We start from the raw sequence: 20,298 nt of genomic DNA, 5'->3' as shown, positions 1-20,298 counted from the left end.
GATGGTACGAATAAAAGAACCAAGATCCCCTACATTTGTGTGTACCAAGAACATGAATTCAGACCTGCACATTCAGCTCGACCGCACAGCAAAGCTGTCCCTGTCAGAACAAATTCGTATGAGTATCAGCAGGGCAATAGAGTCAGGCCTGCTCACACCAGGTACTCGATTGCCTTCGTGGCAGGATCTCGCCGCGCACCTTGGTGTGGCGCGCGGGACCGTCCAAACGGCGTATGAACGACTAGCCGACGCCCAAATGATCGAAACATTCGGAGCAAAGGGCACACGTGTAGCGCCGCGTCCCCGTGCACTGGCGGCTCAACCGGAACCACCGGAGCCTGGTGCTTTTATGAGCGCCTATGAGCGGGTGAACACTGGACCCGCGATCTTTCAACTCGGCATTCCAGCGTTTGATGGCCTGGAAAAGCTTTTCACACGTGCGCGCTCGTCCAATCTGTTAAAAGCGGGATCTTTCTCGTCACTGATCTATCCCGATCCTCGAGGGGAATTGGAGCTGCGCCGAGAGATCGCCGGCTATCTCTCCATCGCCAGAAACCTCCACTGCTTCCCTGAGCAGGTGTTCATCACTTCGGGATACAGCGCCGGCTTGGGGCTCGCACTGCGCGTCTTAGGTTTGGAGGGTAAGAAGGTCTGGATGGAAGAGCCTGGTTTCTTTCTTACCCGCAAGGGCTTGGAACTCGCCCGTTTGAATGTCATTCCGATTCCGGTGGATGCCGAAGGCCTCAATGTGGACTACGGAATCGAGAAGGCCGCGGACGCCGCGTTAGCCGTCCTGACGCCCGGTCAACAAGCACCCTTGGGCTCGACTCTGTCATTGAGGCGACGGCTTCAACTGCTGGAATGGGCGGTCTCCAGCAACGCCTGGATCATCGAAGATGACTACCTCAGCGAGCTGCAACTGGAAGGCAGGGCGGCCCCTGCCTTGGCGTCTTTGGACGAGGGAAAACGGGTTATCCACATAGGTTCTTTCAGCAAGACTGTGAGCCCGGGGCTGCGACTTGGATTTGTTGTGGCGCCAACCGAACTGGTTACTGTGTTCTCCGAGGTGGCGACGACGCTTGCCCCCGCGCCTTCCCCCGTCATTCAACTCGCCACGGCTCAATTTATGCGCGAAGGCCACTACATTCGGCGTGTCCGTCGGCTCAAGCGACTGTATGTTGCCCAGCGTGACGCGTTATGCGAGCAGTTACGAATGCACGATGTAGAGTGGGTCAAGGCAGGCCTGGCTGTGCTTCTCAGACTCCCCGACGGCACACCCGACGTGCAAATCGTTCGGGAAGCGATGACCTTTGGCATGGCCCCATCGCCTTTGTCAGCATGGTTCGCGACTCCGTCCGGGAGCTCCTCTGGCCTGTTGCTCGGGGTTGCCACAGCGCCTGAACCTTACCTCGCTACATCGTGCCATCGGTTATTCGAGATCATCGGGCGATATTGCGAACCAAGTGTTCCAGGCTTGACGTAAGTGCAGGAAGGAAACTCCAGTTAGAGTTTTCCCGCCTGCTCATGCCGCGAGGAGGCGGACAGCTATGCTGAAGTCACTACTCGTTATCGCTATTGGCGCATCCCTCGGGGCCTGGTGATGCTGGCTACTGGGCATCAAACTCAATGCCCTGTTCCCGACTGTTCCGCCAGGAACCCTGATCGCCAACATGATCGGGGGATACATCATCGGTTTTGCGATTGCCTTCCTGGCTGCAACGCCATCACTGAGTCCTGAATGGCGACTTATGATCATCACCGGCTTCTGTGGGGGCCTGACGACCTTTTCTACATTCTCGGCCGAAACTGTCACCTTGATTCAGGAAGGCAGGCTTCTTTGGGCAATTGGCGCCATTTTGCTACACGTGGCAGGCTCACTGGCGATGACCGTTGCAGGGCTTGTTTCGTTTCAATTGATTGGCACACGCTAGAGAGGTGATGAGTCATGAAAGGCTTTTTGGTGATTTTCTTTACCCAACAGAACCGTCGACATCGCGGAAAAATGCTGGGTGAATGGCTCGTCGATCTGGCCAAAGAGATGGGCTTGCGCGGTGCCACCTTGGCAACGGGTATCGAAGGCTTCGGGCATTCAGGGAAACTGCATTCCTCGCATTTTTTTGAGCTGGCCGATCAGCCTACCGAAATCCACCTGGCAATTACCGAAGAGGAGTTCGTTCGCCTGTTTGAGCGACTTGATGTCGAAGATATCTCCTTGTTTTACATAAAGACCCCGATTGAATTCGGAGCCGTCGGTAGACAGGCCAACCAGCCCAATCACCAGCCTTGAATCATGAAGCATCGATTACTGCCAAGTCAGTAATGATCTGATTGACTACCTGTATTCCTGTGAGGGGGCAGGTCGCAGCTTTTCAAAACTTTAAAGGTCGCATCGCGCGCTACTCGTTTCTGGCGGTGTGAGCAGCTCCTCTCGCGCTGTTCCGGTCTGGGTTCTAGTCTCGATTGATTCGAGACGGGACTCGGAGAAGGGAGGTCCGGCCGCGGCCTCATCAACGCTCGGCAGATGGCTGTTCTCCGAGGACGTGATGACGACAACGCCAGGCGTCGAGATGACCCGTTGCCTGAAGTGGACTTGAGTTCCAGCGAGCTGTGGAATCGAACCGTACATGCACTTTTATAAAGCGCTATGCGTAACAACGTGCACCAGTCAGATGCGCCGCAAAGCGCTTTCGCCTGCGGTTGCTCCAGCGTCTCGAATGGTTGCCCTGACCATTCACCTTCCCTGGAAATCGGCTGACACTTGCCGAAACGCGCCTGGACAGCAGTCGCCGTGACAATCCCCTCCGGCTCAAGAGTCAGTGTTTCCAGATAGTTGAAGTCTCTTTGCTGCTCACTGGCACAAAGGCTGCAAGGCTGACATCAGGTCCACCTGGAGCGCATTCGTGTGGACAGCCCCCTCGGTCAACGACGATCGATTGGCCGGACAGGTCGTGGGCAGCATCGGTGGATCAGGCATAGACGTCTGGTTTCAACACCGCAAAAGAACAGGCAAAGACGCCTGGAACCGCAAGGTTTCAGGCGTTTTTTTTTGCTTTTAAAACCGTGATTGGCTCGGGCTGGGTGCTTTCTATGAATTCCAATGTTGCCACGTTGAACAAGATGCAAACGCTGATCGTGATCGGTAATGGCATGGTCGGACATCATTGTGTCGAACAGTTGATCGAGCGGGGAGCGCTTGACCATTACCGGCTGCACGTCTTCAGTGAGGAGCCGATGCGTGCCTATGACCGTGTGCATCTGTCCGAGTACTTCTCCGGTCGCGATGCCGAGTCGCTGGCGCTGTCCGATGCGTCGCTTTACCAGACGCCCGGCGTTACGCTGCATCTGGGTGTGCCGGTACTGGAGATCGACCGCGTCCGTCGCCAGGTGGTCACCTCGCAAGGTTGCGTCACGTATGACAAATTGGTTCTGGCCACCGGGTCTTATCCGTTTGTTCCACCAATCGAAGGCGCCGAAGGTGAATCGCGTCTGGTCTATCGCACCCTGGAAGACCTCGATGCCATTCGGGCGGCAGCGGCCAATGCCCGGCGCGGCGTGGTGGTCGGCGGTGGCTTGCTGGGTCTGGAAGCCGCGAACGCGTTGAAGAGCCTGGGTCTTGAAGCCCACGTGGTGGAATTCGCGCCGCGCTTGATGCCGGTACAACTCGATGACCTCGGTGGCCAGGCACTCAAGGCACAGATCGAACGATTGGGCGTCGGTGTACACCTGTCCCGCGCCACTCAATCGATCAGCGCGGGCGAGCAGTACCGCTATCGCATGAATTTCGCCAATGACGAATTCCTCGAAACCGACCTGATCGTATTTTCCGCCGGTATCCGCGCTCAAGACGCGCTGGCTCGTCAATGCGCGCTGGAGATCGGTCCGCGCGGTGGCGTAGTGATCGACGACACGTGCCTCAGTTGCGACCCGAATATCTACGCCATCGGTGAGTGCGCTTCATGGAACGGCAGCCTGTTCGGCCTGGTCGCGCCGGGTTACCAGATGGCGCGCAGCGTCGCGGCCCGTCTGTGCCACGAAGTCGCCGAGCCGTTCACCGGTGCGGACATGTCGACCAAGCTCAAGCTGCTGGGGGTGGATGTCGGTTCCATCGGCGACGCCCACGGCAATACCCCGGGCGCGCGCAGCTATCAATTCATCGACGAAACCAGCGCCAGCTATCGCCGCCTGGTGGTGGATGCAAGTGGCAAACACGTCCTCGGTGCAGTTCTGGTCGGTGACAACAGCTACTACGACACCTTGCTGCAATACATGCAGAACGCCATTGTCTTGCCGACAGAGCCCGCCAGCCTGATTCTGCCGTCCTCCGAAGGCGCGCCGACCCTGGGCCCGGGTGCGCTGCCCGAGTCGGCCACGGTGTGCTCCTGTCACAACGTCACCAAGGGCTCCATCTGTTCGGCCATCGACGGCGGCTGCACCGAGCTGGGCCAGCTCAAGTCGCAGACCAAGGCCTGTACCGGCTGCGGCGGTTGCGCCGGTCTGCTCAAGCAGGTGTTCGAGCATGAGCTGATTGCCCGTGGCGTCAGTGTCGACAAGAGCCTGTGCGAACACTTTGCCTACACCCGCCAGGAGCTCTATGCGCTGGTACGGGTAGAGGGCGTGATCACCTTCGATGAACTGTTGGCCAAGCATGGCCGTGGCCACACCGGTTGCGACGTGTGCAAACCGGCGGTGGGCTCGATCCTCGCCTCGTGCTGGAACCAGCCGATCATGGACACGTCGCTGGTGCCGTTGCAGGACACCAACGACACCTTCATGGCCAACATGCAGAAAAACGGCACCTATTCGGTGGTGCCGCGCATCGCCGGGGGCGAGATCACAGCCGACAAACTGATTGCGATTGGCGTGGTGGCGAAGAAATACGACCTCTACACCAAAATCACCGGCGGGCAGCGCATCGACCTGTTCGGCGCTCAGTTGCATCAGTTGCCGGATATCTGGGCCGAGTTGATCGAGGCCGGTTTCGAAACCGGGCATGCCTATGGCAAATCGACCCGCACGGTGAAGTCTTGCGTGGGCAGCACCTGGTGCCGTTACGGCGTGCAGGACAGCGTGAAAATGGCCCTGACCCTCGAGGATCGCTACAAGGGGCTGCGTTCGCCGCACAAGCTCAAGTTCGCGGTCTCCGGTTGCACCCGTGAGTGCGCCGAGGCGCAGAGCAAGGACGTGGGCGTGATTGCCACCGAGAAAGGCTGGAACCTCTACGTGGCCGGTAACGGCGGCATGCGCCCGCGCCACGCCGAGCTGTTCGCTACCGACCTGGATGATGAAACCCTGATTCGCTACATCGACCGCTTCCTGATGTTCTACATCCGCACCGCCGACAAGTTGCAGCGCACCTCGGTCTGGCGCGAGAGCCTGGAGGGCGGCCTGGATTACCTCAAGGACGTGGTCATCAACGACAGCCTGGGGCTTGGCGCGGAACTCGAATCGCAGATGCAACTGGTGGTCAACCGCTACGAATGCGAATGGGCCAACGCCCTGAAAGACCCGGAAAAACTTAAGCGCTTCCGCACCTTCGTCAACGATCAACGCCCGGACCCGGACATCCACTTTGTCCAGGAACGCGGTCAGCGCCGGCCGATCATGGCCTCTGAACTCCACCTTATCCCTGTCATTGAGGAGATTGTCTGATGAGCCAGTCCGATACCCTGCGAGCCTATTCCAGTTCCTCCCTGGTCAATCCCCAAGCCTGGCAAGCGGTGTGCAGCCAGGAGGACCTGGTGAGCAACTCCGGCGTCGTGGTCTGGCTCGACAGTGCACAGGTGGCGCTGTTCTACCTGCCGGATGCCGAAGGCAAGAGCCTCTATGCCATCGATAATCATGACCCGCAATCCGGGGCGAATGTCATTGGTCGAGGACTGATCGGCAGCATCAAGGGCGACCTGGTGATTGCCTCGCCACTCTACAAACAGCATTTCCGTCTTGAGGACGGCAGTTGTCTGGAGTATCCACAGCAGCGCCTGCGAGTCTGGCCGGTGCGGCTGAACGCAGGCCTGGTGGAGGTCGCAGTGGCCTGACCCCATGGATTTCGCGGGGGTCTGAGCGCTCATTCAATTAATGATGTATGCCAGGCGCCGGCGGAGTCGATGATCAATGACAAACAGTATCGGAGGCTCGTATGAAAACAGCCGCACAACTGCTGAAGCTCAAGGCCGTGCAGAACCGGCGGGTGCATAGCATCGCGCCAGACCAGATGGTGCTTGAAGCGTTGAAGATGATGGCGGAAAAAAATGTCGGTGCTCTACCCGTCATAGAGGAAGGGCAGGTGGTCGGCGTGATCAGCGAACGCGACTATGCGCGCAAGGTCGTTCTACAGGGGCGCTCTTCGGTCGGTACGCCGGTCCGGGCCATCATGAGCGCGCCCGTCGTGACAGCAGACAGTCAGCAGAGCATCGAGCGTTGCATGGCGGTCATGACCGACAGTCATCTGCGCCATCTACCGGTGGTGGAGGGCGACCAATTGATTGGCCTGTTGTCGATTGGTGATCTGGTCAAGGAAGCCATCGTCGAGCAGACCGAGCTGATCCGGCAGCTGGAGCACTACATTCGTGGCCATTAAAGCGACCGTGGCAGGGTGGATCGAAGGCTTGTGAGTGCATGAGGTTTTCAAATGTGCTGCCCGGCGGGCGGGTATTAATCGGGGAGCATGTGACATGGCCAAGTTAAACACGGCACAACGTATCGTTATCGGCTTTGCCATTGCGCCGTTGGTACTGACAGGCCTGGCGTTATATGCGTTGCGACGAGGTCGCACGCAATGCCGTCAGCGCCAACGAGGCGTCCCGGGTGTCCGAGCAAACCGCACAACGCGGCCGTGAGCAAGTTCAGGAAACGGTGGCCTCGATAGCTTGAGAAGGAACGACCGTTTTTGACGTAGTCAGTTGAAGAGGAAGTTACTGGTGGTCAGTCAGGTTGAGCGTGTCCTTCCAGAATCTCAAATCCATCATCAAGGGGGGTGTACCCCACAACTTTTCTGGTCTTCTCGATAGAAAGTCGCTTATATCTGTTATCTGAGACCCCGTGGATAACATGAAATCCGCTCAGCTCGGCCTCGACGCAATTTCTAAGGAGTGCGACAACATCCCTGATACTAATAAAAGCAGCTACATCCCTGTGACTGTGATTTTCCCCTTGGTGAAATATAGCTACGTTTGCAATACGGACTGCGATTGTTGTCATTTGACCATCGTTTGCATACATCGAAGCCAGAGCTTCCCCGAACGCTTTGCTGACCCCGTATAGATTGCCTGGCTTAGGTGCCATACATTCATGTATCTGGACATCCTCTGGATAACCTTCGATAGCCTGAGCGCTGCTCGCAAATATAAAGCGCTCGCAGCCTTGAGCCTTTGCGGCGAATAGCATGTTGTAGGTGCCCACAATATTCACAGGGAGCAGGGAGGTCATGAAATCGGCGTCTGGGCGAGGGTCAGCCGCTAGATGAATCACTGTATGTATGCCTTCGCAAGCTTCAAGGCAACTGGCTTGAACGCTGATGTCGAGAGCGAAACGTTGTGCCGATTGCGGAAGTGTTGATACATCTATGTCGGCTAAACGCAAATCTGATTTATCGTTATGCGCTTTCCAAAAAGCGCTGCCGATTCGGCCCGCAGCACCTGTGATTAAAATTTTTCGCGCGTTCATTTCAGCATGTCCTTATGGTAAACGTCACTGTAGCTTCCCAGCGTCGTGGTCGGTTGACAACCTCCAATGAGAGTAACAAGCGTCAACATGTCCGCTTCTGGCCCAGAGTGTGTAATAACGCTCATGGCCTCATCGCATTCGATCATCGACGCCGAGGCGTTGACTGAGCGATTGCGCAGTCAACGCCTCGGCGTCGCATCAGTCGCGACCTGGAACACGTCAACGCTGTTTTTACAGCTTTGGGGGATGGTCCAAAGTCAGCCTTTTTAGGCCGATGAATCGGTGGCCAACCGCTGACGGTGCAGGCCGGCCCGCGCTACTGGCTCGACAGCCCGGAGGACGGCCCGCAAGGCTGGGGCTTTCGCGCTGCCGTGACATTCCTGTTTCCACGCTGATACGCCGTTTCGGACAGCCTGGAGGAGACACTGCATGGACCAATTCACCGGCGGTTGTTTGTGCGGCAACGTACGCCTTGTCGCAGCGGGGTGTCCATTCCGGGTTGGCGTTTGTCACTGTCTCGACTGCCGCAAGCATCACGGGGCGCTGTTTCATGCGTCCGCGATATTTCATCAGGATGCGGTGACGATCGAAGGCGAAACACGCGCCTTCGCCGGGCGGCATTTCTGTCCGCACTGCGGTTCGTCCGTATTCTCGCGCAGCGCAGACGAAATCGAAGTGAACCTCGGGTCCCTCGATGCCCCAGACCAACTGACCCCAACCTACGAGAGCTGGATCGTGCGTCGCGAGGCCTGGTTGCCGCCGTTTGCGCTCACACGCCACTACGAACGCGATCGGGATGCCACGGGGCGTTTTGAGGACTAGCGGCGATAGCCTTTGGCGTCTCCATAATTGCCAGGACCTGCATCGATCCACGCAATAACGCTTGGTATCAGAAGTGTTATTGCTGCAATCTGTGCACTAATGATCTGCATTCAACCCGTCTTGTTCATTACAGGGTCAGTTCTCACACTAGAGGCACTTATATGAAGGCAGCTTCTGACTGAAGGGGAAATGACCATGGTATCTGCGATCCGGTTTAACCAGCCCGGCAATCCTGAAGTACTGAACCTGGAAACATTGAGCGAACAATCGCCAGGGCCCGGCGAGGTCTGGCTCGAGCAAGAAGCTATTGGTGTGAACTTTCTCGACGTCAGCCAACGTAAAGGCGCGGTGCCCGTTGCGTTGCCATCCGGACTTGGGCTGGAGGGCGCCGGGCGTGTCGCCGTTGTGGGTGCCGGTGTCAGCAATGTGCAAGTTGGGGATCGCGTCGCCTATGCGACCGGCCCTATTGGCTCGTATGCTTCGGCCCGGCTTTATCCGGCAGAGCGGCTGGTGAGGATTGCGGATGCACTGTCGTTCGATGATGCTGCGGCTGTCATGTTCAAGGGCATCACTGCGCAGTACCTTTTGAAAACCACCTATCCCGTAGGGCATGGCACAACCATTCTGCTCTACGGTGTGGCTGGAGGGCTGGGGGAAATTATGGTGCCGTGGGCAAAACACTTGGGGGCCACCGTGATCGGCGTGGTATCAAAGCAGGCCAGTGTCGAAAAAGCTCAAGCGTCGGGATGTGATGAAGTCCTGGTGTTCGACGCTGATAGCCTGGCATCGAATGTCGCTCGTATCACCAACGGGAAAAAGGCCGACGTCGTCTATGACCCGATAGGGCGTGTTTCTTTCCAGGCCTCCCTGGATAGCTTGCGACCACGTGGTGTGATGGTATCGTTCGGCGCTTCATCAGGTGCGCCGTCAGCCGTGGAACTGTCGACACTCAACGCCAAAGGCTCGTTGTTCCTGACACGTCCTTCGTTGGCAGCCCATACGGCGAGTGTCACGCAATACCAGGAACGAGCGCAGGATGTGTTGGCCGCCATAGGTGCGGGTATTATCAAACCTTCGGTCCGGGCAAGCTATTCACTGGCTGACGCAACATTGGCGCATGCCAACCTGGAGTCGGGGCGTACATCGGGGGCGATCATTCTAAAACCATGAATCCTGATGTTCTGAACAATCAGCACAGTGACGAAATCGCTGCGTTCCTGGCCGTGGCCTCGCAAGGCTCATTTGTCGGCGCCGGCCGGCTATTGCAGCGACACCCAACCATCGTCTCAAAGCGGCTCGCGGCAATGGAAAAACGCCTTGGCGTTCGGCTTGTGGAGCGTTCGACCCGGCAGGTGCGAATTACTGAAGTCGGTGCCAAGCTGGAGCTGCGTCTTCGCTCAGCCATCGAGTTGATGAATGAAGCGCAGCAGCAAGCGGCCGAAGGTGCCAGCGAAATTCGGGGTACGTTGCGACTTGCATTGCCCGCAGCCATGGGACGGCTTTGGCTTGGCCCGATGCTGCCGGAGTTTCTCAAGGCTTATCCGCATGTCTCGATCCTTGCAGACTATAGCGAGCGTCTGGTCGACATCATTGATGAAGGTTTTGACGCTGCAATCCGGATCGGAGAATTGGAAGACAATCGGTTGATAGCCAGAAAACTGAGTGACCATCGCCGGATTCTGTGCGCCTCGCCTGCCTACATCAGAAAGTTCGGCATGCCCGAAACGCCACAGGCGTTGATCAAGCACAATTGCCTTCGCTTCAGCGGTCTTGCGTCTTTTCCCCAGTGGAGACTCCATCGCGGCAGCGAACTTCAGACGGTTTCTCCGAAAGGAAACCTGACGGCCAATGACAGTGAGTCATTACTGGCAGCGGCCCGCGCGGGTGCGGGAATACTGGGCGCCGGTGACTGGTTGATGAGTCGTGATATTGCTGCCGGGCGGCTGTTGCATGTCCTGCCTGACTGGCAACTGGATGCCGCAGGCGGGGTTTATCTGGTCAGGCCATCGGCCAGATTTCCCAGTGCCGTGGTTGTCGCGTTCAAACAATGGATCGAGTCAAAGTTTATCCCTGCGCCCCCATGGGCCATTTGATCGATGCTGTAACTGAGCATGGGGGCATATCCTGATTGGCAAGCTAACGCTCAAAAAAGCACGAACTCGATCGTCTGGCGATACAGTTCAGTTTTTCTTCTTGATGAGTTTATTCATGTAGTACTTCAGGCTAAAACGATCTTTTGGCCTTGGTTTGTAGTGGGTTTTGTTTCTTTGTGCGGGATCGATCACCATGGTTCCTGCGGTATAGTAATAAAGTGCTATAGACCTGCGGGTGATGTGCTCTGGAGTCGTTAAAGGCTCTGGGTGCCCATGATTACTGTCTTTGTCCGTATTAAAAATGACACAACGATTGTAAATCGGCAGGATTTTTTTAAGGCAGGTCTTCATGTCGACATCCCAAAGTTCCAGGTTGCCGCCGTATTCCTCTCGCCAGTCTTCAGTCAGATAAATTATGATATTCAGTCGGCGCTCGACATTAAGCTTTTTGTTGAGCCTGAAGTCCGAGTGCACCCCCAGGAAACCACCGCTTTTGGTTTCATGCAGGCCGCCACCGACAAAGTAGGGGTCGGGTATCAAACCTTCGATGCCTGTGAGCTTTTCAAGAAATTGCAACATGGGGGCCGAGTTAAAGATGTTGAAAACAGTCTTCAAATAGGGCGCGCATTCGTTGGGACTGATTTGACGTTTTCGTTGACCTTTATAGCCTCGCTCGTAGAGCATTTCGTTGTTGGTTGGCTCGGTCGGGAAGTGCGAACAGATGCTCGCAATCAGGTCCTCGTGCAAGAAGTTGTCGATGACGATGTGCGGAAATGGCGTAGCCTGAGTGTAGCGACTGGTCAATGACTCACCAAAGGCGCTGGCGGCGTTTTGATCGAAATCAAGCTCCGGGGACAGGGTGATAGGTAGTGCTTGAGTGATGGGGGCCATTACCGCTCCATTAACTGAATATAAAGACTTGTAGGTGACGTCAAACAGACGTTGAGCACACTGCTCGTTGCGTCTATTCGTAGCTTAACTTTTTTTGTCGTCCTGGTTCAGACGTTTAAGGATGTTATTGTACATTTTGGTTCGTCTATGAGTCTTGTCATAGCCACCAGCCGCTGCGACAGTGCCGGCCTGAATGTGATCCAGATAACTGAAAATTTTACGCGGCGATAACATTTCAACGACATAACCAAGCTCGGTCATGCGGTCTTGGAGAGTATAGCCTGGTACACGATCATCCATCGAAAAACGCAAGTCGTGCTGTTTGATAAGTTTGCAGTTCCACAATGTGCAGAAACTTTTCAAGTAGACTTCTTTGTACGGTTTTGGCTCTCTGGAGCGTAATCCCATCGAAATTTTCAGACGCCGGAAATGATGCTTGAATAGTCGCGAGCTAAAACGCCAAAAAGCTCTGGTGGCACCGCGGTTTAATTGCTCAACACAACCGACGGCCACGACGTTCGGGTTTTTTAAGCATTTATTCATCATCATCGGGAAAACATTTTTATCGAAAACAAACGTATCAGTGTGCATCAAGAATAAATAATCAGTTTCAATCCGCTCCAGCACCAGGTCAAGTGCCTTGCCATGCGCGATGTGGCCCGGTTCTGGTTCGGTTACAGACCGCTCGATTAAATTGATCCAGTCAAGCGTTCGTAAATACTCAGTGCTTTCATCGGCGGAGTAGTTGTCAACTACCCATATTTGGACGCCTTTGGTGCCCACATGCTGGTGCAATAAGTCCAGGCATATCTTGGTGATTTCCGGTGTTTTGTAATTCACTATGACGATGCTGAAAGCGTTAGAGCTTTCGGGCGGAGAATCAGGGTTGTTCATTGTTCAGGTGCTCAATGGTATTGTATTTAGTTGTAGAAGTAGTTGAATCTGCATGCAGATTCTGCTTGGTTTTCTACGCAAAATTTTCGTGGCTATAGAGCACATTTTGTTAGATCGCTTTGTTATGCATAACAACCATAGCTTACTCAGATCTGATGGCGCGCAGTAGAACGGACTTCATCGTATAAGGATCTGCTCTACAGGTAAATATCCGTGACTTGATTCGTTGAATCCGGAGGCTGCTCAGGCGAGCGTCTTGGGAAGGTGTGAACTGAGCTCATTGATCACTCCAGTTCGTCATCCGGCACACGCCACCGCTACTTTTTCGCAGCGAGAAATGACTTGGAGCTACCCCACGCCAGCGCTTGAATGCCTGGGAAAAGCTCGACAGGTCACTGAAACCCGGTCGCTCGGTAATCTCGGTGAGGCTCAAGCGTTCGGCATTGAGCATCTCGATGGCGCTGCGGCTGCGGGCTTTGGCCAGCAAGGCTCGGAAGGTGGTGCCTTCATCCGTGCAGGCACTAGCGACGATAGTAGCGGCGATCGTCCTCGTAGCGGTGCCGCATGGCCCGATCCTGGTGGTATTCCCAATCACGATGGCGCAGGGCTTCTCGACGGGCTTGTTCTCTACGCCACTGTTCTCTGCGCCATTCGTCTCGGCGCCAATCGTCTCTACGATCATGCCAACGGCCGTCGTGCCAGTATCGGTCATCATGGGCAAGCAGCGGCCCAGGCTGCTTGCCGGCCATACTGGCCAGGGTTGGCCAAGGGTTGCCGGCAGCCTGGACCGGAACCTGGACAGCTGCGACTTCAGTTGCGAAAACAGAGGTTGAGGCCTTCATCTGTGTTGCTGATGCCGAGCCCATTGCCGCGAGCGCGAACAGGCCGAAGAGCACCATCCGTGGGTCATGGAATTTCATGAGCGAAGAAAACCTCTGGTTGACATTTGGGGGTATGGCCATCTGGCTGCGGGAAGCCTGCGAGCTCGCGCTTACCGAGCGGATGTGCCTACCCACATAGACCGATAAATAAGGAAAAGTTCTAGGGACCCGCTGCAAACGACACGTCGCAGATGTTCAGCCAGACGAAATCAAACCAGTCCCTTTCTCACGAAATGCCCGCTCTGCGATTCACAGCTTGTAGCCAATCTGCCGCAACAGGTTCTTGCGCCACTGGATGTCTTCATCGCCTTCAATGTCATGGGCACAGAAGCCATCCACTACGCCCAGGATTGCTCGCCCTTGTTGCGTCTCAGCGAGAATCACTTCGACTGGATTGGCGGTTGCACAAAAAATACGGCATACCTCTGGAACCATTTTGATGGTGTTCAACACGTTTAGCGGATAGAAGCCGTCGCCCAGGAAAATGATGAAGCTATGGCCTGCGGCGATGGCTTTGGCATTCTTCTGTGCAAGTTCAATCATTAAGGTATCGGTGCCAGACCATCGCACCAGGCACTTGCCGGAGGCTTCACAAAAGGCCACGCCAAACTGGATACCCGGCACGGCATTGACCAGCGCTTCGTGGATGTCCTCGACGGATTTGATGAAGTGCGTCTGACCCAAAATGAAATTCGTCACATCCGGTTTATCGATTTTCAAGGTGATGAGTTGCATCTCAAACGCCTCCTTTCACGATGTTGCTAACAGAGTCTGCCAACAAACCAAGCATAGCTACTCATTGGTTATTGCTCCGTCCACTGGCTGTTCATGGCTGTGGATTCAACTGTCGGTCCTGCACCGATTTCCCAATCCCTGGTTTGCGCCACATTCGGCAGCCGCAAGCTTCAACGCCGTCCCCATACCCTGCAACGGCACCTGTTTCGACATCACCGGCAAACCTGGTGCATGGTTTTTACCCATTGATCTCAAGGAACTCGAGGAGACCCTGGCTGGGCCACGCTGGCCCTCAGCGCTCTGGCTACCTGGCTCTGGATCTCGTAGGCAGGCGTTTCGACGGCTGAGTAATCACGGGCATAGCGAGTGGCGAACTCGCTGACGCCCCATTGCTGGTACTGCTGCACGTGCTTCAGTTCGTGCGCCCACAGCGCGACATTGTTCAGTGCATCGTCGGGACTGCGAAAGACGATGATGTCGACAAGGGTGACTGCATTGACATCGGGATTCTGCAGCATGGCGTTTGCGGCGTTCAGCTGCGCATCGTCGCCAACCTTGTAGCGAGCCGAATCGAGCACTTGAATGTCATAGTAGGGTTCGAGTTGGGCCCGGATATTCAACGGGACAGGCCGGATATCACCCGTTGCCAGGGTGTTGCGCGATTGCACGATCCAGCTCTGTAAACCGGCGGCCGCCATCTGGTTCATGTTATCGAAGATCTCCCCAACGTCCCCTTTGGAGCCTGGAGCACAAAAACAAGCGACCGCGCAGACCTGGTACTGTCCTTGCGGGCAGGCGAAAGCAGAAAACGAAGTACCAACGCAGAAAAGCGGTATCGCCAAGCGGACAAGTTGACGCATAAAGGCAGGTGACAATTGGTTCTCCCTGAGGCAATGGCGGTCGGCAGGCGATCATTCGGGCAGCTTGCGCACGTGTTGGACCGCTTTGGGTGCCGTTCGATTCCCTGGGGTCCACATATTATTCAGGCCATTGCCCCTATCGTTCTGGAGCGTGCATGAAAGTTGGCGTGATTTCCGATACCCACGGCTTGCTCCGTCCCGAAGCGCTTGCCGCCCTGGCGGGGTGCGAGCAGATCATTCATGCCGGCGACATCGGTAGCCCGGAAATTATTGAGCGACTGGCGTCTATTGCTGCGCTGCACGTCGTGCGCGGGAACAATGATCAAAACCAGGCATGGGCAGCATATCTCCCTGATTTTCTGCGGTTGGATCTCAACGGTTGGCAGACGCTGGTGGTGCATGACATTGCCGATGTTCCGGTCGATCTGGACCCAGGCATAAAGCTGGTGGTCACCGGCCACTCCCACAAGCCACGCATGGAATGGCGTGGGGAGCGATTGTTTATCAATCCAGGCAGCGCGGGGCGACGACGCTTCAAGCTGCCTGTCACGCTGGCCTTGCTCGAGGTAACGGCGACTTCGATTGAGCCTCGGTTGCTTGACCTGTTGGAGCAGCCCCCGGATTGATTGAACCCTTGACGATTTGAAACAGCAGTATTCAGAAAATACAAATGAGAATATGTATTAAATGCTGGTGATACGTCATCAGAGTTGTTTCAGGAAGCCCAGTAGCCGTTCATTGACCTCTGTCGCGCGCTCTCGCTGTATCCAGTGGCCGGCACCTTCGAGGATATGGCACCCGCGCAGGCCCGGCAGTGTCTGCGCGAAGGCTTCGATCTGCTGCGGGGAGCCCGGAAACTTCAGCACGGCGTCGCGGCTCCCGGCAATGAACATCGACGGCTGCCGGATAATGCAACCGCGCCAGGGTGCCAGCAGTGCCCATGAGCGCGTCATGTTGCGGTACCAGTTCAAGCCGCCACGAAATCCGCTGCGGGTGAATTCGCCGGTGTAGTAGACAATATCCTCGAGGCTTAGCCAGGCTGGCAGGGTTTCGGGCTCGATCATCCCTCCCAGGAAGCCCTGGCCCGGCTGCAGCCGGCCGAACACCGGCCCATCGGGCCCGTCACCCGAGCCACTGAAGTAGATGCGCCGGATCGACGACTCGACATCGCTTTCCAGCTCGGCCTCGGCCACACCCGGCGTCTGGAAGTACTGGATATAAAAGTCGCTGATACCCCGCGAGGCAAGCGCGCTCAGGAGCTCCACGCGACCCGGTGGCGAGAACGGAACGCTCATGCCGACCACTGCGCGGAACAGATCGGGTCGCATCATTGCTGCGCTCCATGCCACCAGCGCACCCCAGTCATGACCGACGATCACGGCTTGTTGTTCGCCGAGTGCGTTGACCAGCTCCACCATGTCGCCTACCAGGTGGAGCGTGGTGTAGGCGTCGGGTTCGGCCGGCGCATCGGTGCCGCCATAGCCACGCATGTCAGGCGCGACCGCTCTATAGCCAGCGGCCGCCAACGCCGCAAGCTGGTTGCGCCACGAGTACCACAGCTCCGGGAAACCGTGGCATAGCAAGACCAACGGGCCGCAACCTTGCGTTGCTACCTGCATGCGGATGCCATTGATATCAAGCATTTCGAGGTGTGGCTCGTTCATGTGCGCTTCCTGCCATTCAAGCGATGGACTCCAGCAACCGCGGCAGATTTGCCTGAGCTTTCTGCCTGCTGACAGAGAGCCGATACAGTTGTGCCATTTTCTCGGTGTCGGTTTCTTGCAGGCCCCTGAGCACCGCAGTCAGAAAGAATAAGCGCGACTGCCTGATCCAGCGCGACAGGCCTTCATGCTCTGCCCAGCGTAGTTGGTTACCCAAGTAGACCGCCCACATTCTGATCCAGTCCGTGGGGACGTGAGGCGGGGGGACCATCGTGCAAAGCGCGTTCATTTGCGCTTGATCGGTCAGGTGGCTTTCCACATAAGCGATCAAGGCCGCGCTGAACACGGGTTGGCAACTGCTTACCATCAACAGGTTAATCTTGCCGCCGTCGAACACCTTCATTTCAGGCAGTGACGGGATGGCACTGGCGCTGCAATCAATGTGCAGAGTACCTGGGTTCGTGGCGATGCTGCCCTGGTCGAGCACGATGCGTGTTGGCTCGATAGCTCGCACCCTGCCCAGGCGCACAATGTTGCCGATGCGTCGAAGCTCGCGTAATTCCGCCTGTGTGACGGTGGCGCAGCGGTAAGCCGTGGGTTCGACGGACTTGTCCAGGCGCAAGAGTTGGCCCGCGGCCTCAAGCCTTGCGAACAGGTTCGGGATCGAGTCTGCGGCTGCGATGGCCTCGAATTGTGCCATGAGGCCGCCGATTGTTCGTTCGAAGCTGTCGGGGCCGGGTTGCAGGTTGGCCCGGTCGATCAACCAAGGATCGTTCGGCATGATCCAGCAGATTTTTGCGGGCGAAACACCGTTTTGCAGACACCACAGGCAAGCGTCGATCCCGGTCTTGCCCGATCCCACCACTACGTAGCCAGAGGGGGGGTGCCGGATCTTCGGCAGGTCGTTCAGTGGCACGCATTGCACACAGGGCTCCACCCTGTACCTGGGCGGGTGAGTCGAGGGAACTGCCGTCTGGGCATGGGTGGCGTCTACCACCTTTTTGTGCACCCGGACCTGATGGTTTACGCCGCTGAGCAGCGAGGTAAACCGGTGCTCGTCAATGCGGTCGCCGGTGTAGTTGCACATGGGGAAGTAACGGACTTGACCTGACGGCAGAAACTGCTGATTCATCACCTGGTCGTAGTAGCTCATCACCTCGGCGCCGGAGGCCAGCTCATATAGGCCCTCGTTGAGTTCCGCCTGGTCTTTCGTTCCGCTGCCCAGCTCCCGTGAGTTGACGCCATAGAAGGCCGAGGGCTGGTGCAATCGGACGAACGGGTAGGCATCATTCCAGTGCCCGCCAGGTCGGTCGTGTCGATCGACCATTACGATGCGTGCATTCGTTTCCTTGAGTAGCGTATCGACGAAAGCCATGGCCGTCGCGCCAGCACCGATGATCAGGTAGTCGGTTTCGATCAGATTTGCGTCCATATGCTTTCGCCTTCCTGAAGGTTCCCCCGCTCAACCTCAGAAGATTAGCCACCTGTACCGAGCCCAATAGAACGAATGCTCCTCACACAAATAACCGATGGAATTAATGGTTGCAGTCTGAGTCGCGACTCTGCAGTCGATGCAATACCTGACGCTCTGGCGCATGCACGTGGTGGCTCCACACTCGCGCATTCAAACGCCAGTTCGGCACCTCCCAAGGCACCTGGCCGTTACTCAATAAGCTGATCGATCAGCACCGCGTTGGTATAGATCAAGCTGCCGTCGCTCGCACGGTGCCCGACCAGGTGAAACTGACCGCGTTCGTCGTGCAGATAGACACGCATTTGACAGTCGGACAAGGGGGCGTATCCCTCGGGCATGATCAACTCCATCGAGTCCATGTCGACGTCGACCATGGCTTCAGGCTCGTGGGTCTTCTGCAGGCGCTCTTCGGCCTCTTCCAGACGCATATGCAAAGGCCCGTCGACGTAGAAATGGACTTCCCCCATCGGGGTGGACTTTTGGGCGCCGCTGGTTTTGCACCAGCCTTCGATCGTCAAGGCACTCATGACGAAACCTCCCATTTGGATTGCTGGACGCTGTAGCTATCGTCCCTGCTCAATGCCATCACTTAAATTTGATGACTGCACAAGGGCAGGGTTCATCCTTTGGGGCCGCCTCCGGTCGCACTCTGCCGTCCGTCATCAGAAATTAAGTATAGCCGGCAACCGGAACTCCCTTGCCGGCCTCACGGTACAAGCTGATGGCTCTATACTTCTCACTGACTTTACCGCCCGGATGGGTGGTACGTGTCTGCCCTGCCTGGACGTAAGTGGCGATGCTGTTGCATAACCAATGAACAACAGGAATAGGATGAAGAGGACATGGCAATAGCAATTGTCTTGATACTAATCGTTATTGCATCAGTGCTATTCAACATACTAGCGCCCTGGCAGGCGACACCGGCAGCTTCCAACTGGGGCTCCATAGATACCACCCTGTTCATCACCCTGGTCATTAGCGGAATATTTTTCGTTGCCATCACGGTATTCATGGCAATAGCGGTGATGCGCTTTCGGCACAAGAAGGGGTCTCGGGCGGCCTATCAGCCAGAAAATAAAAAGCTGGAATTATGGTTGATTATCGTTACCTCGCTAGGGATTGCCGGGATGTTGGCGCCTGGTCTGGTTGTTTATAACGATTTCATCCGGGTGCCGAAAAATGCTTACGAACTTGAAGTGGTCGCCCAGCAGTGGCAGTGGGCCTTTCGTTTTCCCGGTCAGGACGGGAAGTTGGGCAAGTCGGATATCAGGTTTGTTGATTCCGCCAATCCCCTCGGCCTTGATCCCAAGGATCCTGCAGGGCAGGACGATGTGCTTGTAATGAATAATGAAGTTCGCCTTCCGCTCGATCGGCCGGTGAAAGTCTTGCTGCGCGCTAAAGATGTCCTGCACGATTTCTATGTACCGCAAATTCGCAGCAAGATGGATATGGTGCCAGGGATGGTGTCGTACTTTTGGTTTACGCCGACTAAAATCGGAAAATACGAAGTCCTTTGCGCTGAATTTTGTGGTGTAGGGCATTACAACATGCGCGGCCATATGATCGTGGAAGAGCAGGGCGTCTTCGATCAATGGCTAAAGGGCCAACCGACTTTTGCGCAGACATTGACGACAGCGGCCAAACCCGGTCGAGACAGCGTGCTGGAAAAAGGCCGCCAGTTGGTCGAACAGCACGGCTGCAAGGCCTGCCATAGCCAGGATGGCAGTGCCAGCCTCGGCCCGGGATGGAAGGGGCTGTACGGCCGCACTGAAAAGCTTGCCGATGGCACCGGTGTGTTGGTCGATGAGGCCTACCTGAAAGAGTCGATTCTCGATCCGAAGGCCCGCCTGGTACAGGGCTACCCGCCGGTGATGGTGGCCTATACTCTGAAAGACGATGAACTGGGTGCTGTCATCGCCCTGATCAAATCACTGGGTGCTGCGGGGCAAGACGATAGAGCTTCGACTGGCGAAGCGTCGAGCCCGGGTGAAGACCTGGTGGCGCAGGGGCCGCGACTGGCCGGGTCGCTCGGTTGTCTGGCCTGCCACAGTGTCGATGGCAACAAGGGCGTCGGTCCCAGCTGGCAGGGCCTGTATGGCAAGACGGAAACCCTTGCCGACGATACGCGCGTGAAGGTCGATGAGGGCTATCTCAAAGATTCGGTTCTTCATCCCAATGCCAAAATCGTCAAGGGCTATGCAGCCGTCATGCCGGCCCTGGCTCCGAGTGATGAGGAGCTGAATGCACTGATCGCTTTTATCAAATCCAAAGCGAATGCTGACGCTGACACGAACAAGGCGGAGCCAGGGAAGTAGCCGTAAAGCA

Annotated in this window: 20 protein-coding genes and 2 pseudogenes; 12 read left to right on the top strand and 10 right to left on the bottom strand. The window is 56.4% G+C overall.

The window, feature by feature from the left end:
* Positions 1 to 52 precede the first annotated feature (52 nt).
* The 6 genes and pseudogenes from KW849_RS05615 (at position 53) to KW849_RS05590 (ending at position 6,577) form a co-directional block, all read left to right on the top strand.
* Entirely contained in the window at positions 53 to 1,483 is a 1,431-nt protein-coding gene (locus tag KW849_RS05615; RefSeq protein WP_218428461.1) for a PLP-dependent aminotransferase family protein, read from the top strand.
* Between the two features lie 64 nt (positions 1,484 to 1,547).
* Positions 1,548 to 1,931, top strand: a pseudogene (gene crcB / locus KW849_RS05610) (fluoride efflux transporter CrcB).
* Positions 1,932 to 1,945: 14 nt separating this feature from the next.
* A complete protein-coding gene (locus KW849_RS05605) occupies positions 1,946 to 2,287 on the top strand; it encodes a DUF190 domain-containing protein (RefSeq protein WP_218428459.1) in 342 nt (113 codons plus the stop codon).
* 800 nt (positions 2,288 to 3,087) lie between these two features.
* Positions 3,088 to 5,649, top strand: coding sequence for a nitrite reductase large subunit NirB (gene nirB / locus KW849_RS05600; RefSeq protein WP_218428457.1), 2,562 nt, complete (start codon positions 3,088 to 3,090; stop codon positions 5,647 to 5,649).
* Positions 5,649 to 6,035 (top strand): nitrite reductase small subunit NirD, encoded by a 387-nt coding sequence (gene nirD, locus KW849_RS05595; RefSeq protein ID WP_218428454.1) that lies wholly within the window; start codon positions 5,649 to 5,651, stop codon positions 6,033 to 6,035. The genes nirB and nirD overlap by 1 nt, the downstream gene beginning before the upstream one ends.
* Before the next feature lie 101 nt (positions 6,036 to 6,136).
* Complete coding sequence (locus KW849_RS05590) at positions 6,137 to 6,577, top strand: CBS domain-containing protein (RefSeq protein WP_218428451.1); 441 nt, start codon at positions 6,137 to 6,139, stop codon at positions 6,575 to 6,577.
* 344 nt (positions 6,578 to 6,921) lie between these two features.
* Here KW849_RS05590 and KW849_RS05585 read toward each other — a convergent pair whose 3' ends face one another.
* Positions 6,922 to 7,662, bottom strand: coding sequence for an NAD(P)-dependent oxidoreductase (locus tag KW849_RS05585; RefSeq protein WP_218428449.1), 741 nt, complete (start codon positions 7,660 to 7,662; stop codon positions 6,922 to 6,924).
* A 278-nt stretch (positions 7,663 to 7,940) separates the two neighbouring features.
* On the opposite strand from KW849_RS05585, the pseudogene KW849_RS31260 reads away from it, so the two are divergent.
* The 4 genes and pseudogenes from KW849_RS31260 to KW849_RS05570 all read left to right on the top strand — a co-directional run.
* Positions 7,941 to 8,057 (top strand): annotated as a pseudogene (locus KW849_RS31260) (transporter); the annotation flags it as partial.
* Positions 8,058 to 8,091: 34 nt separating this feature from the next.
* Positions 8,092 to 8,484, top strand: coding sequence for a GFA family protein (locus KW849_RS05580; RefSeq protein ID WP_218428446.1), 393 nt, complete (start codon positions 8,092 to 8,094; stop codon positions 8,482 to 8,484).
* A 195-nt stretch (positions 8,485 to 8,679) separates the two neighbouring features.
* On the top strand, positions 8,680 to 9,654 hold the full coding sequence (locus tag KW849_RS05575) for a quinone oxidoreductase (protein ID WP_218428736.1): 975 nt from the start codon (positions 8,680 to 8,682) through the stop codon (positions 9,652 to 9,654).
* A complete protein-coding gene (locus KW849_RS05570; protein WP_218428444.1) occupies positions 9,651 to 10,577 on the top strand; it encodes a LysR family transcriptional regulator in 927 nt (308 codons plus the stop codon). Before KW849_RS05575 ends, KW849_RS05570 begins: the two co-directional genes overlap by 4 nt.
* A gap of 87 nt (positions 10,578 to 10,664) precedes the next feature.
* Here the strand turns inward: KW849_RS05570 and KW849_RS05565 are convergent, their stop codons facing one another.
* The 6 genes from KW849_RS05565 to KW849_RS05545 all read right to left on the bottom strand — a co-directional run bounded on the left by KW849_RS05565 (position 10,665) and on the right by KW849_RS05545 (position 14,685).
* Positions 10,665 to 11,468 carry a 2OG-Fe(II) oxygenase gene (locus tag KW849_RS05565; protein WP_218428442.1) on the bottom strand — a complete coding sequence of 268 codons (804 nt, stop codon included), beginning with the start codon at positions 11,466 to 11,468 and terminating at the stop codon, positions 10,665 to 10,667.
* Between the two features lie 84 nt (positions 11,469 to 11,552).
* Entirely contained in the window at positions 11,553 to 12,362 is an 810-nt protein-coding gene (locus KW849_RS05560; RefSeq protein ID WP_218428440.1) for a glycosyltransferase, read from the bottom strand.
* Between the two features lie 277 nt (positions 12,363 to 12,639).
* Positions 12,640 to 12,957, bottom strand: a complete 318-nt coding sequence (locus tag KW849_RS05555) for a helix-turn-helix domain-containing protein (RefSeq protein WP_371319110.1) — start codon at positions 12,955 to 12,957, stop codon at positions 12,640 to 12,642.
* Positions 12,884 to 13,282 carry a hypothetical protein gene (locus KW849_RS31255; protein ID WP_256357082.1) on the bottom strand — a complete coding sequence of 133 codons (399 nt, stop codon included), beginning with the start codon at positions 13,280 to 13,282 and terminating at the stop codon, positions 12,884 to 12,886. The genes KW849_RS05555 and KW849_RS31255 overlap by 74 nt, the downstream gene beginning before the upstream one ends.
* Positions 13,283 to 13,492: 210 nt before the next feature.
* Positions 13,493 to 13,978 (bottom strand): adenosine-specific kinase, encoded by a 486-nt coding sequence (locus KW849_RS05550; protein ID WP_218428438.1) that lies wholly within the window; start codon positions 13,976 to 13,978, stop codon positions 13,493 to 13,495.
* 251 nt (positions 13,979 to 14,229) lie between these two features.
* The gene (locus KW849_RS05545; protein WP_218428436.1) at positions 14,230 to 14,685 is read right to left on the bottom strand and encodes a DUF4157 domain-containing protein; all 456 of its coding nucleotides are present in this window, start codon (positions 14,683 to 14,685) and stop codon (positions 14,230 to 14,232) included.
* 308 nt (positions 14,686 to 14,993) lie between these two features.
* Here KW849_RS05545 and KW849_RS05540 point away from each other — a divergent pair, with 308 nt between their 5' ends.
* Positions 14,994 to 15,464 carry a metallophosphoesterase family protein gene (locus KW849_RS05540; protein WP_218428434.1) on the top strand — a complete coding sequence of 157 codons (471 nt, stop codon included), beginning with the start codon at positions 14,994 to 14,996 and terminating at the stop codon, positions 15,462 to 15,464.
* Positions 15,465 to 15,542: 78 nt separating this feature from the next.
* Here KW849_RS05540 and KW849_RS05535 read toward each other — a convergent pair whose 3' ends face one another.
* The 3 genes from KW849_RS05535 to KW849_RS05525 form a co-directional block, all read right to left on the bottom strand.
* Positions 15,543 to 16,502: an alpha/beta fold hydrolase gene (locus KW849_RS05535; RefSeq protein WP_218428432.1), complete on the bottom strand. Its 960-nt coding sequence runs from the start codon at positions 16,500 to 16,502 to the stop codon at positions 15,543 to 15,545.
* 16 nt (positions 16,503 to 16,518) lie between these two features.
* Positions 16,519 to 17,931, bottom strand: coding sequence for an FAD/NAD(P)-binding protein (locus tag KW849_RS05530; RefSeq protein WP_218428430.1), 1,413 nt, complete (start codon positions 17,929 to 17,931; stop codon positions 16,519 to 16,521).
* A gap of 230 nt (positions 17,932 to 18,161) precedes the next feature.
* The gene (locus tag KW849_RS05525; RefSeq protein ID WP_218428428.1) at positions 18,162 to 18,500 is read right to left on the bottom strand and encodes a hypothetical protein; all 339 of its coding nucleotides are present in this window, start codon (positions 18,498 to 18,500) and stop codon (positions 18,162 to 18,164) included.
* A gap of 315 nt (positions 18,501 to 18,815) precedes the next feature.
* Between KW849_RS05525 and KW849_RS05520 the strand changes: the two genes are divergently transcribed.
* Positions 18,816 to 20,288, top strand: a complete 1,473-nt coding sequence (locus KW849_RS05520) for a cytochrome c oxidase subunit II (protein ID WP_218428425.1) — start codon at positions 18,816 to 18,818, stop codon at positions 20,286 to 20,288.
* The last annotated feature ends 10 nt before the right edge of the window (positions 20,289 to 20,298 follow it).

Origin of the sequence: Pseudomonas sp. PDM26 (assembly GCF_019219185.1) — a bacterium.
Taxonomy (GTDB): domain Bacteria; phylum Pseudomonadota; class Gammaproteobacteria; order Pseudomonadales; family Pseudomonadaceae; genus Aquipseudomonas.
This window is presented reverse-complemented; position numbering and strand designations above follow the sequence as displayed.